Consider the following 15,947-nt stretch of genomic DNA (forward strand, 5'->3'; position numbering starts at 1 on the left):
CGGCAGATGTCGTGCCAGTCTTGAAGGGCGGTGTGACGTCACTTCCCGATAGAGCCGATACGGTCGAGGGCCAGGAATCCGCTACGCTGCCAATCCCAGCTCAACCAGACAAAAAAGGCCTTGCCGACCAAGTTCTCCTCCGGCACGAATCCCCAGCAGCGACCGTCGTTGCTGTCGTCCCGGTTGTCCCCGACCATCAAATAGTGGCCTTCCGGCACCGTGACCTCCCGGTGTCCGAGGAACCGGCATGACGGGCTGAAGTCCGCCGCGATCGGATTGATCAGCACATCGTGCTCCACGTCCCCGAGTTGTTCGCGTCCTTCGACGAATCCCAGCGCCCGCATCCCGGAACCCTCCGGCTGGTACTGCCCGTCGATCTCGATTCGCATCGGCTTGCCGTTGATGAACAGCGTCTTATTCTGATAGCGGATGCGGTCACCCGGCAACCCGACCACGCGCTTGATGTAATCGAGCCGCGGATTGACGGGCCAGCGAAACACGACGATATCGCCACGGTCAGGCTCGCTGATCTCGATCAGTTTGGTCTTGGTCACCGGCATCCGGATGCCGTAGGTGAACTTGTTGACCAGGATGAAATCACCGACCAGGAGGGTCGGCATCATCGATCCCGAGGGGATCCGGAAAGGCTCCACCAGAAACGCGCGCAGCAGCAAAACGATCAGGAAAATCGGGAAGAACGATCGTGCGTATTCGATCGTCGTCGGCAGTTTTTCGGTGGATTTGCCTTTGACCAATCGGTACGCCAGCCAGACCACACCCGAGACCAGCGAGGCGATCGCCAGCGCCGGTTCTATACCGAGGGTCATCACCACCCAGACGAGCAGCGCAAAAAAAACGACGATCAGAGTTGTCTGCATGTTGCCTTCCTAAGTCTTGATGGCGCCCCGGGACAGACCTCCGACGCAACCGCTTCTCAGTTGTCTTTGCCTACCTGGAGTACCGCAAGAAATGCTTCCTGCGGAATCTCGACGCGCCCCACCTGCTTCATGCGCCTCTTGCCGGCCTTTTGCTTCTCGAGCAGTTTGCGCTTGCGTGTCGCGTCGCCACCGTAGCACTTGGCGGTCACGTTCTTGCGCAGGGCCTTCACGGTCGAGCGCGCGATGACCTTGCTGCCGATTGCCGCCTGAATCGCCACTTCGAACATCTGCCGCGGGATGATGTCCTTCATGCGCTCGGTCAATTCCCGACCACGCGACTCCGCATGATCGCGATGCACGATCAACGAAAGCGCATCGACCCTTTCACCATTGATCAGGATATCCAGCTTGACCAGCGCCGCCGCCTGGAAGCGCTTGAACTCGTATTCGAACGACGCATACCCACGGCTGACCGACTTGAGTCGATCGAAAAAATCCAGAACCACCTCGTTCATCGGCAGCTCGTAGACCAGTTGCACCTGCCCGCCGAGGTACTGGAGGTTCTTCTGCATGCCGCGTTTTTCGATACACAGATTGATGACGTTGCCCAGGTGGTCTTGCGGCACGAGGATATGCGCCTCGATGATCGGTTCCCGGACTTCGCGGAATTTCCCCGGATCGGGCAGTGCGGCGGGATTCTCGATCTGGATCACGCCGCCGTCGTTCAATGCCACCTCGTAGACCACGGTCGGCGCGGTCGTGATCAGGTCGAGGTCGTATTCCCTCTCGAGCCGCTCCTGGACGATCTCCATGTGCAACATGCCGAGAAAGCCGCAGCGGAAACCGAACCCCAGGGCCTGCGAGGTCTCGGGTTCGTAGTGCAGCGCGGCATCATTCAGCTTGAGTTTTTGCAGCGCATCACGAAACGCATCGTAATCGTCGGAGCTTACCGGATAGAGACCGGCGAAGACGCGTGGCCTGACAGCACGGAAGCCGGGGAGCGGCGCGGCAGCGCGGCGGTTTTCCAGGGTCAGGGTATCGCCGACCGGTGCACCGTCCACTTCCTTGATCCCGGCGATCACGAAACCGACCTCCCCCGTTCCCAGCTCGGACTTGTCGAGGCGTTTCGGCGTGAATACCCCGACCTTTTCCACCTGGTAAACGCGTCCCGTCGACATGACCCGCATCTTGTCCTTCGGACGGATCGCGCCGTTGACCACACGGATCAACGAGATCACTCCCACGTAGGAATCGAACCACGAGTCGATGATCAACGCCTGCAGCGGTGCCTCCGGGTCGCCTTTCGGAGGGGGGATGTGGGCGACCAGGGACTCCAGCAGATCCGGAATACCCAGGCCGGTCTTGGCGCTGACATGGAGTGCATCACTTGCCTCGATCCCGATGATCTCCTCGATCTCGGTCACCACCCGTTCCGGCTCCGCCGACGGCAGATCGATCTTGTTCAATACCGGGAGTACCTCGAGCCCCTGCTCGATCGCCGTATAGCAGTTCGCGACGCTCTGGGCCTCGACACCCTGCGCGGCATCGACGACCAGCAGGGCACCTTCGCAGGCTGCCAGCGAACGCGATACCTCGTAGGAAAAATCCACGTGCCCGGGGGTATCGATGAAATTCAGCTGGTAGGTTTCGCCGTTCTTCGCGGTGTAGTGCAAAGTCACGGATTGTGCCTTGATAGTGATCCCGCGTTCGCGCTCCAGGTCCATGGAATCGAGCACCTGGGCCGCCATCTCTCGTTCGCTCAGGCCACCGCACACCTGAATGAAACGATCTGCGATGGTCGATTTACCGTGATCGATATGCGCGATGATCGAGAAGTTCCTGATGTGACTGAGATCGGTCATGGGCGCCTGCGAAAACCGAAAACCCGGCGGACGAAAAAACGGAACTTTCCACCGGAAAGTTCCGTTCTGGATGCATGCTGCTGCAAAGCGCGCCGATTATACCGGATTCAGGCTGGCTCCGAAATACTGGGCAAGCCGCGCCGGATCGGGGCGCAGACGGCACACCACCTCGTCTCCCAGCATCAGTACCGGAATCGAGGCACCGTAGGCCGCCTGCCAATCCGGGTTGGCATCGACGTTCCGCCATTCGATCTCCGCGGCATGCCCCGGCCAACCGCGAAACAGTACGGCCGCCAGCTCCTCGCAGAGGTGGCAGCCGTCGCGGTAGTAGAACACCAGCGGGTCGGCCACCGGGTTAGTGGTCGAGCCGCAGCGCCATGAACAGCGGATCGTCGCCACGCCGAACCAGCACGGCCACGGTGCGCTTACCGTCACTTCGGTCGATCAGTTCGCGCAAGTGCCGGGCGTTCTTGACATCCACGCCGTCGAACATCAGAACGATATCGCCGCGACGCATGCCTGCGTCCTGTGCAGGACCGGACGCGACACCGCTGATGAGCGCCCCTCCGGCGACATCGAGGCCGAGCTGCTCGCGCACCTTGGGTTCGATGTCAATCACGGTCAGACCGAGTTGTTCGATCTCGTCAGGTTGACTCGGCTCGGGGGTCGGTGTCGCCGCGGTTTCATCCTCGTCCGGCAGACGGCCGACGACCACCTTCAGCTCCCGCTCATTGCCGCCACGTAACACCGTCAGTTTGGCCTGCTCGTCGATGCGGGTCGTTCCCACCAGTGGGGGCAACTGACTGGAATTGAGCAGACGCTTGCCGTTGAAAGCCACGATCACGTCGCCCACCTTGATCCCTGCCGCATCGGCCGGCGAACCGGGCATCACGCGCGAAACCAGGGCGCCGTGCGGTTGCGACATGCCGAAGGATTCCGCCAGGTTACGATCGACATCCTGGATCAGGACGCCAAGATAGCCGCGCGACACATGCCCATACTCGCGCAGCTGATCCGCCACGTTCATCGCAAGCTCGATCGGGATGGCGAACGACAGGCCCATGAAGCCGCCGGTACGGCTGTAGATCTGCGAGTTCACGCCGATCACCTCGCCGTCGAGATCGATCAGGGGGCCACCCGAGTTGCCGGGGTTGATCGCGACATCCGTCTGAATGAACGGAACATAGTTCTCGCTCGGCAGGCTGCGCCCTTTTGCGCTGACGATGCCGGCAGTCACCGTATGATCGAAACCGAACGGCGAACCGATCGCCAATACCCACTCGCCGACCTTCAGGTCACCACTCTTGCCGATCTTGACCGTCGGCAGATCGGTCGCGTCGATCTTGATCAGTGCGATATCGCTGCCCTTGTCCGAACCGATGACCTTTGCTTCGTAGGTTCTGCGATCGCTGAATCTCACCTGGACGGAGTCGGCCTCGGAAACCACGTGATGGTTGGTCAGGATGTAGCCGTCGGAGGAAATCACGAACCCCGAACCCAGCGACTGGCTTTCGCGATCTGCGAAATCTTCGATGCCGTCACCGAAGAAATGCTTGAACAGCTCGTTGAAGGGACTGTCCTCGGGGACATCCGGCATCGAGAAGCCCTTGGGCAGCTGACGATGAGCATGTGATTTCTGCTCTGAACTGATGTTCACCACGGCCGGGCTATTGCGCTCTGCGAGCGTCGTGAAATCGGGCAGGTCACGTGCATTCGCGTTGGCGCTCAGTAGCAGGGCAACGAAACATACCGACCAATACGATCGAATTGCATGCATGAAAATCTTGTTCATTCGACCTTCCTGAATACCTTCGTGATGGGAATGGTTGGCGAACGACCCGCAATACGCAGCAGTTGCACTCCACATCTGCCTGTCGCCACGTCCGCCAAGGTGAGGCGCCGGCTGATCGCCAACCCCACACTCAGGCCCAATAGACCTATCGCCACAGCACCGAGTTCCGAAGACCATGAAAGATGAAGGAACAATCGGTCGCCGGCGATTGCACCCACCAGCAGCCCCGCCAATGGGACCAGGTAGAGCCACAGTGCGCCCCGCTGCAAGGCACCTTCGTCGAGACCGACGATCACGCGGTCGCCGACCTTGGCGTCGATCCCATTGCGCACTCGAAAAGTCAATCGACGTTGCGGAAACCACGCGGCCAACACGGAGGTTCCGCATCCGGACTGCGCGGCACATGTCCCACAGGCACTGCGCCGTTCGGTCGCGATCTCCGCGTAAGCACCGTCGACACCAACGACCTGCGCCTGCTCTTCGATCATTGCGAAGTGGCGTGGACGTGACCGGCGAACAGATGCAAGGTCTTCAGGGGCACCTCTCCGACGACGATCACCTCGTGATCGTCGACCACGCGACCGACCGCTTTCGCGGCACCCAGCGACGACTCGCCTATCAGGCTGTGTTCCCCGGTATGCGGTTGGATATACACCGACACGGTGGCGAGACCATCCGAGAAGATGAAATGTTCGGACTCGCCGGGCAGCTTCGCCATCGCTCTGCGACGATGCACATTCAACTCAAATCCGGGAGGGAGATCGCTGAATGCCCAAGCCGGCCTCGCGAGCCGGTCGGTCGGCAACTGCACCCGCTGACCGGCACTTGTCGCCCTTTTGCCTTCGACACCTGTCATGACCGGGCTTACCGCATCTCCGGTGACAAGGTCGACGAACATCATCTGCGAGACCGGCTGAAGCGCCTCGTCAAACATCACCGAACGCAACGGCAATGCGGTCTCTCGATCGATGAACAGCCGGTAGCCGTAGCGCAGATCGTCCCGCGGCCGGATCAGGAGCTGAAAGGCCGGGCGTCCCGCGACCCGGGTTTCGGACAACAACTCGAGTTGGTACGACATATCGAGCTGTTCGGCACTGATTCCGGCCAGTGGTGAAAACGAGCGGTCATGGGAGCGGCGACCGACGTTGACCTTGTTGTCACGGCCAGGTACCGGACAGGCCACGGCCTGATCGTCGCGGACGATCTCGCGTGGTTTGCCGTTCAGCGTCAGCACGCGTTCCTTTTCGGCTCCATTGTCGACCCGATGCACGATATACATGCTGTCGAGACGATCGCCCATCTGGACGACAAATCGACCTTCGTAGTCCAGGGTACGCACCGCTTCGTTCATGCGCTCGAGTAACGCATGAGGCGTGCTTTCTTCCGATGAAGCCGCGGCAGAAAACAGCAGGCAGCTCCAACACAGTGCGCTGCCGAGTGCACCCAGCCGGATCAGGCGACGCCGCACCATCTAACTAACGGGCGTCATAGCCGACGAACCCGATGTGCGGCACGGGACCGTTGATGCCCGTCCTGCCTCCAAATTCATTGTGTTCGATCACCAGGCGATTCAGTCGGTCTTCAAGTTCCTTGTCGAGCGTCTGCCAGTGTCCCTGGGCGGCCAGGCCGTTCCGATCCGTTATCGACGATACCCCTGGCCCGCTGGCGACGAGCATCGGTGCCGGTGTTGCCAAAGGCGCCTGCATCACCGTCTGCTGACTGCCAAGCCCGGGGTCGGACTGCGGCATCAGGCGTGGTGCGACAACGATTGCCGCAGCAGCGACCGATGCAGCGATCGCCAGACCGGCGGCCGGGCGGGTCCAGCGCGGCGCCACGCGCCGCGGTGGCGCCAGGACCACCGGCTCGTCGCGTAGCGCCTCGTGCACCCGCGCCGCGACCGAATGCGCCTGGCCCGCGGATTCACCGCGCATGACGTCGCCGATCAGCCGGTAGCGACCAAAACAGTCGAGCGCTTCCCCGCCGGCACCGAGTATTGCCGAGACCGCCTTGTGAGGATCGTCGTCCGCGACCTCACCGTCCAGGAAAGCCGAAGTCAGTTCAAGATGTCGCTCGTTCATCTGCCTTTCTCTCTCGTATCTAAGGTGCCAGCAGCGGTTTGAGTTTGGCGTCGATCGCCTCGCGCGCCCGGAATATCCGCGAACGCACCGTTCCTATCGGGCAGTCCATGGCCTGGGCGATCTCTTCGTAACTGAGGCCTTCCAGTTCACGCAGGGTGATCGCGGTCCGCAGATCATCGGGCAAATCGTCCAGTGCCTTCTGTATCGTCTGAGCAATCTCACGCTGCAGCGCCATATGCTCCGGCGTGTCGGATTCCTTCAACGCGCTGCCCATGTCCATCTGCTCTGCGGTGTCGGCCTCGATGTCGTCTCCCGGCGGACGCCGCGCCTGCGCCGCCAGGTGGTTTTTCGCCGTATTGATCGCCACGCGGTAGAGCCAGGTATAAAAAGCGCTGTCGCCGCGAAACTTCGGCAGCGCACGATAGGCCTTGATGAACGCCTCCTGAGTCACGTCGAGGGCCTCGACGGGATCACGGATGTAGCGCGAGATAAGATTCGCCACCTTGTGTTGGTACTTCAGCACCAGCAGGTCGAAAGCCCTCTTGTCGCCGCGCTGCACACGCTCCACCAGCGCCTGATCTGTCGCCCGTTCTCCGCTCACCGCCGTGCGACCTCGGAAAAACCCCGCTCGAGCCGCACCACCTTGCCGTTATTGACCACGGCCCGGGGGCAAAGGTTCCGGATTTCGGTGCTCGGGGCGGTTGCGGTCATGCTGTGTTTTCGTTGCTGTTCGGGACCCATTTTCGTGTCAACGGCGTGACGCGCCCGACCGCCAGCGATTACCCTTGCGAAATCGGAGGCGGACCGGCCCGCCCCCGGTGTGGACAAACGCCGATTATGGCGACTCATTACTGGGCCATCAACGTCATGAAGCACAGTCAACACGCGGACTTCGATGTGCTGATCATCGGCAGCGGCGCTGCCGGCCTCAGCCTCGCACTGCGCATGCCGCCCCACCTGCGCACCGCACTGGTGTCCAAACGCGAGCTCTCCGAGGGCAACACCCTGTATGCCCAAGGGGGGATCTCGGCGGTACTGGACGCCCGGGATTCGATTGATTCTCATGTGCAGGACACCCTGGCCGCCGGCGCCGGCCTGTGCGACGAGTCCGTGGTGCGCCTGGTCGTCGAACACGGCCCGGCCAACATCCGCTGGCTGTTCGAAGAAGGCGTGGAGTTCACCCGCACCCCGCCGACCGGCGATTCGGGCTATCACCTGACCCGCGAAGGCGGCCACAGTCACCGCCGGGTGGTCCATGCCGCCGATGCAACCGGCCAGGCGGTGGAGACGACCCTGGTCCGCCAGCTCGAGGGACACCCCAATGTCAGCGTGTTCGAACACCACATCGCGGTCGACCTCGTCACCAGCGAGTACCGCGATGGCCGTCGCCTGCAACGTCGCTGCGACGGCGCCTATCTGCTCGACATCGCCGCCGACCGGGTGATTCCGGTCGGCGCGCGCTGCGTGGTCCTCGCAACCGGGGGGGCCAGCAAGGTCTATCTTTACACCAGCAATCCCGATGTCGCCACGGGCGATGGGATCGCGATGGCCTGGCGCGCCGGGTGTCGCATCGCGAACATGGAGTTCATCCAGTTTCACCCGACCTGCCTTTTCCATCCGGCTGCGAAATCGTTTCTGATCAGCGAAGCGGTCCGCGGGGAAGGCGGACGGCTGCTGCTGCCTGACGGCAGCCGCTTCATGCACCGCTTCGACGAGCGTGGCGAGCTCGCGCCGCGCGACATCGTGGCACGCGCGATCGACCACGAGATGAAACGGCTGGGTATCGATTGCGTCTACCTGGACATCAGCCACAAGCCGGCGGAGGAGATCGAGCGGCTGTTCCCGACCATCCACCAACGCTGCATGGAACTGGGTTTCGACATGCGCAGGCAGCCGCTCCCGGTGGTTCCGGCGGCCCACTATACCTGTGGTGGCGTCAAGACCGACCAGCACGCCCGCACCGACGTGAACGGGCTGTACGCCATCGGCGAGACCGCCTACACCGGGCTGCACGGTGCCAACCGCATGGCCAGCAATTCACTCCTGGAGTGCCTCGTCTTCAGCGAGCTGGCACTGACCGATATCGTGCGCGAGATCGAGCGGGCCACTGCCCCGCCGGTGCAGCTGGCCCCGTGGGACGAGAGCCGGGTGACCGACTCCGACGAAGAGGTCGTCGTATCGCATAACTGGGAGGAACTGCGCCGGTTCATGTGGGACTACGTCGGCATCGTGCGCAGCAACAAGCGCCTCGAGCGCGCACGTCGTCGCGTCAACCTGCTGCGTCACGAGATCGACGAGTATTACGGCAACTTCCGCGTATCCAACGATCTGCTCGAGCTGCGCAACCTGGTGGACGTCGCCGATCTGATCATCGAGTCGGCGCAGCGGCGCAGGGAGAGTCGAGGCCTCCACTACAACATCGACTTTCCGGATCGCGACGAACACCAGGCATCGCCGACCGTGCTGATCCCAGACAATTACGTACCGCGACGCTCATCCGGCTGACTCGTTCCGGCTGTCACGGAGCGACGACGGTCGGAAGGACAGCAGGGCGCGACGTACTGCACGATGCTCAGCCGCCGGCAGCGAGGCCCCCGGTACGAACAGGTCGAAATGGTCGCCGGTGTCGTCGTCGAGTCGCGCGCTGATCAGCCATGGATTCACGATCCCGATCTGACAGTGCGCAATGCGGATCTCGTGGCGATCCGCCGTTTGGCAGCGCAGGCCGCGCAGCCGGCCGAACACGATCGCCTGCGGGCGTCGACGCAGGTGACGACGCCAACTCCAGGTACCCAGCCCGCCGACCGCCAGTGCGAGTGGCAGACGCCACGCCCACTCGATCGGCGTCCACAACGCCAGCATCATGCCGGCCACCACCAACGCCAGGGCCGACACCTGCATGCAGCGCGTCAGCGGCAGTTTGACAACCGTCATGTGACCTCCTTGTCACCGTGCGGCCCCAGCCTGTCCCCACCACGATATGGGGATGTTACAGCCTGAGACCGGGTCAGTTGACCGCGGACGTAAACAGGCGGAAGTAGTTCTGTGCGGATCGCTCGGCGATGTATTCCGTACTGACGCCACGCAGCTGCGCGATAGTCTCTGCGACCCGGCCCACATAACGCGGTTCGTTGGGTTTGCCGCGGTGCGGGACGGGAGCCAGGTACGGGGCGTCGGTCTCGATCAACAGTCGATCGTCGGGGACCCGCGCAGCGACCGCTCGCAGCGCGTCGGCGTTCTTGAACGTGACGATGCCCGAGAATGACACATAGAATCCCAGCTCCATCGCCGCCTCCGCCATCTCCCAGGTCTCGGTGAAACAATGCATCACCCCGCCCACCTGCTCGGCACCCTCTTCGCGCAGGATCGCGATGGTATCTTCGCGCGCGTCCCGAGTATGGATGATGAGGGGTTTTTGCGCCGCGCGCGCGGCCCGGATGTGCGTCCGGAAGCGCGCCCGCTGCCACTCCAGATCGCCGGTGGTCCGAAAGTAATCCAACCCCGTCTCGCCGATCGCGACATTGCGCGGGTGGCGTGCCAGTTCCACCAACAGCTCGACATCGGGTTCGCGCCGGTCATGGTCGTTGGGATGCACGCCGACCGATACCGAGATCTCGGGATATCCCTCGACGAGGGCGAGCATCGCCGGGTAGGACTCGAGGTCGATCGACACACACAGCAGGTGTGACACGCCGGCGTCGCGCGTCGCCTGCATCAGCGCGGCGAAATCGCCGCCGTAGCGCTGGAGATCCAAGCGATCGAGATGGCAATGAGAATCGACCAGCATAGGACTGCCCATCAGGTACCTTTCGCAAGCAAAACCGGTCGCAGCATGCCGCTCCAGGCGGTTCGCTTCAAGGCGTTATCTGTGGGGGATAGCGGGCGCTACCGCGCCCCGTGTCACATGGTGTGCGTCGGTTTGTCCGATTTCAACGCGCCGGCGAGGTAGCCTTCGATCTTGTTGCGTGCCATGCCGCCGTCCTGATCGCTGAACTGCACGCCGATGCCGGCGGCACGGTTGCCCTCGGCCCCAACCGGTGTGATCCAGATGATGCGCCCCGCCACGGGCAGGCGCTCGGCCTCGTCCATCAGGCTGAGCAGCATGAACACCTCGTCGCCGATGCTGTATTTCTTGGTGGTCGGAATAAACAGACCGCCGTTTTGCACGAACTGCATATAGGCGGCGTACAGCGCCTTCTCGTCCTTGATCGTCAGGGAGAGTATGCCTTTGCGGGCACGCGGCAGGTTGGGCACCGACATTTCACTGACCTCCCGGTCGGGTCATCTGTAACCAGCGGTTGGCGACGAACTCCAGCATCATCTGCACATTGAGATTGCGAGCCGTGTCCCGCTCAAACCTCAAAACCTCATCATAAAAATTAAAAATAGCTCTCAATTTTATGTTTTTAATGAGTTTATCAAGATCACCTGCAAGCCCTGGGTGGTACAGGGACGAGCGATCGGCACCGCTCGCCAGGCGCACCAGGTCGCTCACGCAGCGTTTCATTCCTTCTGTCAGCAAGATTAGCGGCCGCTTTTGCCATTCTTCAACTATCCGTAGCGGGTTTTCGCTGCGACACGCAAGCGCCTCCAACTCGCCGCACAACCGACGCCCCTCCTCTATCCACCCCTCCTCGGCCGCCTGCATGGCGCGCAACGGTGCGCCACCGCTGACCGCCATGAGCTGCTCGGCATCGCCGGACACCCGCCGCTCGATCAACCACTGTCGTACAAGAGTCCCGGGCGGCGGCGTGAAACGCACCGCCTGGCAACGGCTGCGGATCGTCGCCGGCAGCCGATCCGGGTGCGAACTCACCAGGATCAGCACCGTGCGCGACACGGGCTCCTCGAGGGTCTTGAGCAGCGCATTGGCGGCCGACCGGTTCATCGCATCGGCCGGTTCGACGATGAACAATCGGTACCCGCCGGCCTGGGCCGCCAACACACTCTGCGACGACAGCTCGCGGATTGCGCTGATCTTGATCATTTTCCCGGGCTCGTCCGGCTGCACCCAACGCAGGTCCGGATGACTGCCGGCGCGCGTCTGACGGCAGGCGGCGCAGCTCATGCAGGCATCGCCTTCAGGGTCCGGCTGCGTACAGGTCAACGCGGCACCAAGGCGCCTCGCGAATGCCGTCTTGCCGAGCCCGGCCGGACCGCACAACAGCAGTGCGTGCGGCAGTCGTTGCGTCTGCCGGGCGGCAATCAGGCGGCGCCATTGCTCAACGTGCCAGGGGAAACGCTCATCGCCGCTCACCCCGGCACCTCGTCGAGAAAACGCTCGATGGTCGCACCCACTTGCCGGGCGACCTGTTGTAGCGACTGGGAGGCGTCGATCACGCGGAAGCGTTCCGGCTGCGCCGCGGCAAGGCCAAGGTAGCCCTGGCGGACGCGTTCGAAAAAATCCAGGGCCTGGCGCTCGATGCGGTCCGGCGCCGAACGTCGCCCTGCACGTTCCAGGCCGACCGTCACGGGGACATCCAGCAACAGCGTGAGATGCGGACGTCGCGACCCCTGGACCCACTCCTCGAGTGCTGCAATGCGATCGAGCGCGATGCCTCTGCCATAGCCCTGATAGGCATAGGTTGCATCGGTAAACCGATCGCACAAAACCCAGCTACCCTCTGCCAGGGACGGTTCGATGCGCGCATGAAGGTGTTCGGCACGCGCCGCGAACATCAGCAACAGTTCGGTGTCGTCACCCATCCCTTCGTGGCGATGGCCGAGCAGTAAAGCCCGCAGATCCTCGCCGAGCGGCGTGCCACCCGGCTCGCGAGTGACCAGCAGCGGACGCCCGCGTGCGCGGATACGCTGTTCGAGCAGTTCCAGGCAGCTGGTCTTGCCCGCCCCCTCGATCCCCTCGACGGTGATGAAACGTGCATCGCTCATCGCTTCAACTGGTATTTCCTTACCGCGGCATTGTGTTGCTCCAGGGTTGCCGAGAATGCGTGGCTGCCGTCGCCGCGCGCGACGAAATACAGGCTGCTTCCGGGAGCCGGATCGACCGCTGCCAACAATGCCGCGCGACCCGGCATGCAGATCGGCGTCGGCGGCAGGCCGGTATGTACATAGGTGTTGTAAGGCGTATCCCGCTGCAGATCGCTGCGGCGGATATTGCCATCGAAATTCGCGCCGATACCATAGATCACGGTCGGATCGGTCTGCAGTTTCATCCCTTTACGCAGGCGGCGTGCAAATACGCCCGCGATCTCCGGACGTTCCTCGGCGAGCCCGGTCTCCTTCTCGACGATGGACGCGAGGATCAATGCCTCTTCCGGTGACGACAACGGGACATCGGCCGCGCGTTTTTCCCATGCAGCCGCCAGCTCTCGGTCCATGGTCTCCAGTGCGCGGCGCAGGAACTCGAGGTCGCTGGTACCGCGGGTGAACTGATAGGTGTCGGGGAAAAAGCGGCCCTCCGGGTGTTCGTCGGGACGGCCGAGGCGTGCCATCAACTCGGCGTCGCCGACGTCCTGCAGCGTGTGCTCGAGCGCTTCGTGCGCCGCTACGGCGGCACGCACCTGCCGGATGTTCCATCCCTCCAGCAAGGTCAGGCTGTAACTCACCGACCTGCCGGACACCAGCAAGGCCAGCAACGAAGCCGGTTTCAGCTGGTCATCCAGACGGTATTCGCCGGCCCGAATCGCGTTCGCCTGGCCGGTGAAGCGCCCGTACCATTGCAGGTAGCGGGGCCGTTCGAGCATCCCTGCTGCAGCGAGGTCATTGGCCACCGTCGCCAGCGAGGCGCCCTTGCGGACTTCGTAGATCACGCTGCCCTGCTCTATCTTGAGCGGGGTGTCCATGAAGGCCCGGTACTCCATCCACGCCCAACCGACGAACAGGCTGGCGAGCAGGACGAATAACCCGATCGCCCTAGCCACCGTTTCCGTCCTCCGCTGCGCCCCCGTGGCACAGCCTGCGCGTCTCGCTCATCAACGGGTGTTCCGCGACCGCCGGGTCATACTCGACGTCTTCGAATCGCGCGACCCTCACCACACCGATCAGCGAGTTGGTCAGGTAGACTGCGTCGGCGCCGAGCAGCTCGGCGCGATTGACCGGCGACTCGACGAGCGCGTGCCGGTCGCGCTGCGCAATCGCCAAGGCAAGACCGCGGACCACACCGGCGATCCCCGCGCCGTCGACCGGTGGTGTACGCAACGTCGAACCCGATTGCACGAACAGGTTGGTCATGGTGCCGCAGACCACGCGACCGTCCTGACCCAGCATGACGCCCTCGTCGATCTGAGGATCGGACCATTCGGCACGCGCGATCACCTGATCGAGGCGGTTGAGGTGCTTGATGCCGGCCAGGCCGGGATTTTCGCCCAGCCGATGCTGGCATTGCCGCAGACGCCAGCGTTGCGGTGGCGCGGCATAAGGCCAATCGGAACAGCGTAGAACACGCGTCGCCCGCACGGCTTCGGGTCGGCGATATCCGCGTGCGGAACGTCCTGCGGTCCAGTAGAGCTTCAGCACCGCGGTGCTGCGCCCACTGCACAAACGGTCCGCCTCGGCCGCCAGCAGCGCGGTATCCGGTTGCGGCAGGCCGAGGCGCTCGCACCCGAGGGCCAGACGGCCCATATGGGCGTCCCATAGGCAGGCCCGCCCGTCGCGCACCATCAGCGTCTCGAACAGGCCGTCGCCGAACTGGAAACCGCGCTCATCCAGCCATCCAGCAGATTCCAACCGACCGTCGATCAGCGCATCGTCAGGCATCTGGTCCTGCTCGTGCTGCGGCCCGTAAGGACGACCGCTCAGCCGGTGAAGCGTCGGAACACCAGTGTACCGTTGGTCCCGCCGAAACCGAACGAATTGGAGATTGCGACCTCAACCTTGGCTTCGCGCGCGGTCTTGGGCACATAGTCCAGATCGCAGCCTTCGCCGGGATTGTCGAGGTTGATGGTCGGCGGCATCACCTGATCGCGGATCGCGAGCACGGTGAACAAGGCCTCGGCTCCGCCCGCTGCACCGAGCATATGACCGGTCATCGACTTGGTGGAACTGACCGCGAGTTCGTAGGCATGATCACCGAAGGCCGCCTTGACGGCCATCGTTTCGGCGACGTCGCCGGCCGGCGTCGAGGTACCGTGCGCGTTGATGTAGTCGACCTGATCCATGTTGAGCTTGGCATCCTGCAACGCCAGGCGCATGCAGTCGGCGGCACCCTCGCCGCCCGGCGATGGCGACGTCATGTGATAGGCATCCGAATTCATCGCCGATCCGACCAGTTCTGCATAGATGTGAGCACCGCGCGCCTTGGCGTGTTCGAGCTCCTCGATCACCAGCACACCCGCGCCATCGCTGAGCACGAAGCCGTCGCGGTCACGATCCCAGGGGCGGCTGGCCCCAGCCGGATCGTCGTTGCGCGTCGACAGGGCGCGCGCAGCGGCAAAGCCACCGAGCCCGGTCGGCGAAGTCGCCATCTCGGCTCCACCGGCGACCATCATGTCGACGGTGCCGTACTGGATCATGCGCATGGCATCACCGATGTTGTGAGCGCCGGTGCTGCACGCCGAGACGATCGAGATGTTCGGACCTTTCAGGCCACAGAGGATCGACAGATTGCCAGCCACCATATTGATGATGTTGGCCGGCACGAAGAACGGCGAGATCTTGCGTGGTCCACCGGACAGGAAGGCGCCGTACCCGGTCTCGATACCGGTCACACCGCCGATCCCCGAACCGATCGCAACACCGATGCGCTTTGCATTGGCGTCGGTGACCTCGATTCCGCTGTCCCGGAGCGCCTGCAAACCCGCGGCGATGCCGTAGTGGATGAATGCATCCATCTTGCGCGCTTCTTTCTTCGCGATGTACTGCTCCACGTCGAAGCCGTAGATCGGACCGCCGAACTGCACACTGAACTGCGACACATCGAAGTGCGTGATCGGCTGTATGCCGCTCTTGCCGGCCAGGATGTTTTCCCAACCGCTGGCCACATCCAGCCCCACTGGCGCGACCAGACCGAGACCCGTGACCACAACCCTTCTATCAGACATCTGCAAAGCCCCTTATTGCAGGCTGGACATCAAATCAAACGGCCGCGGGTTCGCGAAACCGAACCCACGGCCGCAACACAAACACCCGCTGCAGATCAGCTGTGCGCAGTGACGTAATCGATGGCCTGCTGCACGGTCGTGATCTTCTCGGCGTCCTCATCAGGAATCTCGGTTTCGAATTCCTCTTCCAGGGCCATCACCAGTTCGACCGTATCGAGCGAGTCGGCGCCGAGATCGTCGACGAAAGATGCAGAAGGTACGACTTCTTCTTCTTTGACTCCCAGCTGCTCAACGACGATCTTCTTTACCCGTTCTTCGATAGAGCTCATTCTGTCAAT

18 protein-coding genes are annotated in these 15,947 nt (G+C 62.9%); 1 reads left to right on the plus strand and 17 read right to left on the minus strand.

Annotated features, from left to right (window positions below; genetic code table 11):
• Positions 1-38: 38 nt before the first annotated feature.
• The 8 genes from lepB to rpoE all read right to left on the minus strand — a co-directional run bounded on the left by lepB (position 39) and on the right by rpoE (position 7,211).
• A complete protein-coding gene (gene lepB / locus H6955_00775; protein ID MCP5312055.1) occupies positions 39-827 on the minus strand; it encodes a signal peptidase I in 789 nt (262 codons plus the stop codon).
• Positions 828-934: 107 nt separating this feature from the next.
• Positions 935-2,740, minus strand: a complete 1,806-nt coding sequence (lepA, locus tag H6955_00780) for an elongation factor 4 (protein MCP5312056.1) — start codon at positions 2,738-2,740, stop codon at positions 935-937.
• Between the two features lie 96 nt (positions 2,741-2,836).
• Positions 2,837-3,091, minus strand: coding sequence for a glutaredoxin family protein (locus tag H6955_00785; GenBank protein ID MCP5312057.1), 255 nt, complete (start codon positions 3,089-3,091; stop codon positions 2,837-2,839).
• Positions 3,092-3,095: 4 nt separating this feature from the next.
• Positions 3,096-4,517 carry a DegQ family serine endoprotease gene (locus H6955_00790; protein MCP5312058.1) on the minus strand — a complete coding sequence of 474 codons (1,422 nt, stop codon included), beginning with the start codon at positions 4,515-4,517 and terminating at the stop codon, positions 3,096-3,098.
• 11 nt (positions 4,518-4,528) lie between these two features.
• The gene (locus H6955_00795; protein ID MCP5312059.1) at positions 4,529-5,020 is read right to left on the minus strand and encodes a SoxR reducing system RseC family protein; all 492 of its coding nucleotides are present in this window, start codon (positions 5,018-5,020) and stop codon (positions 4,529-4,531) included.
• Entirely contained in the window at positions 5,017-6,003 is a 987-nt protein-coding gene (locus H6955_00800; GenBank protein ID MCP5312060.1) for a MucB/RseB C-terminal domain-containing protein, read from the minus strand. The genes H6955_00795 and H6955_00800 overlap by 4 nt, the downstream gene beginning before the upstream one ends.
• Positions 6,004-6,007: 4 nt before the next feature.
• The gene (locus H6955_00805; protein ID MCP5312061.1) at positions 6,008-6,610 is read right to left on the minus strand and encodes a hypothetical protein; all 603 of its coding nucleotides are present in this window, start codon (positions 6,608-6,610) and stop codon (positions 6,008-6,010) included.
• A 19-nt stretch (positions 6,611-6,629) separates the two neighbouring features.
• The gene (gene rpoE, locus H6955_00810) at positions 6,630-7,211 is read right to left on the minus strand and encodes an RNA polymerase sigma factor RpoE (protein MCP5312062.1); all 582 of its coding nucleotides are present in this window, start codon (positions 7,209-7,211) and stop codon (positions 6,630-6,632) included.
• Between the two features lie 266 nt (positions 7,212-7,477).
• Between rpoE and nadB the strand changes: the two genes are divergently transcribed.
• Complete coding sequence (gene nadB / locus H6955_00815; protein MCP5312063.1) at positions 7,478-9,115, plus strand: L-aspartate oxidase; 1,638 nt, start codon at positions 7,478-7,480, stop codon at positions 9,113-9,115.
• Here nadB and H6955_00820 read toward each other — a convergent pair.
• The 9 genes from H6955_00820 to acpP all read right to left on the minus strand — a co-directional run bounded on the left by H6955_00820 (position 9,104) and on the right by acpP (position 15,938).
• Positions 9,104-9,544: a hypothetical protein gene (locus H6955_00820; protein MCP5312064.1), complete on the minus strand. Its 441-nt coding sequence runs from the start codon at positions 9,542-9,544 to the stop codon at positions 9,104-9,106. The genes nadB and H6955_00820 overlap by 12 nt on opposite strands.
• Before the next feature lie 73 nt (positions 9,545-9,617).
• Positions 9,618-10,397, minus strand: coding sequence for a TatD family hydrolase (locus H6955_00825; GenBank protein MCP5312065.1), 780 nt, complete (start codon positions 10,395-10,397; stop codon positions 9,618-9,620).
• A gap of 113 nt (positions 10,398-10,510) precedes the next feature.
• A complete protein-coding gene (locus tag H6955_00830) occupies positions 10,511-10,870 on the minus strand; it encodes a PilZ domain-containing protein (GenBank protein ID MCP5312066.1) in 360 nt (119 codons plus the stop codon).
• 1 nt (position 10,871) lies between these two features.
• On the minus strand, positions 10,872-11,867 hold the full coding sequence (locus H6955_00835; protein ID MCP5312067.1) for a DNA polymerase III subunit delta': 996 nt from the start codon (positions 11,865-11,867) through the stop codon (positions 10,872-10,874).
• Positions 11,864-12,499 carry a dTMP kinase gene (locus H6955_00840; GenBank protein ID MCP5312068.1) on the minus strand — a complete coding sequence of 212 codons (636 nt, stop codon included), beginning with the start codon at positions 12,497-12,499 and terminating at the stop codon, positions 11,864-11,866. Before H6955_00840 ends, H6955_00835 begins: the two co-directional genes overlap by 4 nt.
• Positions 12,496-13,491: an endolytic transglycosylase MltG gene (gene mltG / locus H6955_00845; GenBank protein ID MCP5312069.1), complete on the minus strand. Its 996-nt coding sequence runs from the start codon at positions 13,489-13,491 to the stop codon at positions 12,496-12,498. Before mltG ends, H6955_00840 begins: the two co-directional genes overlap by 4 nt.
• Entirely contained in the window at positions 13,484-14,326 is an 843-nt protein-coding gene (gene pabC / locus H6955_00850) for an aminodeoxychorismate lyase (GenBank protein MCP5312070.1), read from the minus strand. Before pabC ends, mltG begins: the two co-directional genes overlap by 8 nt.
• 38 nt (positions 14,327-14,364) lie before the next feature.
• A complete protein-coding gene (gene fabF / locus H6955_00855; GenBank protein ID MCP5312071.1) occupies positions 14,365-15,609 on the minus strand; it encodes a beta-ketoacyl-ACP synthase II in 1,245 nt (414 codons plus the stop codon).
• A gap of 95 nt (positions 15,610-15,704) precedes the next feature.
• Entirely contained in the window at positions 15,705-15,938 is a 234-nt protein-coding gene (acpP, locus tag H6955_00860) for an acyl carrier protein (protein MCP5312072.1), read from the minus strand.
• Positions 15,939-15,947 lie beyond the last annotated feature (9 nt).

This window comes from Chromatiaceae bacterium, assembly GCA_024235395.1.
GTDB lineage: Bacteria > Pseudomonadota > Gammaproteobacteria > Chromatiales > Chromatiaceae > Thiosocius.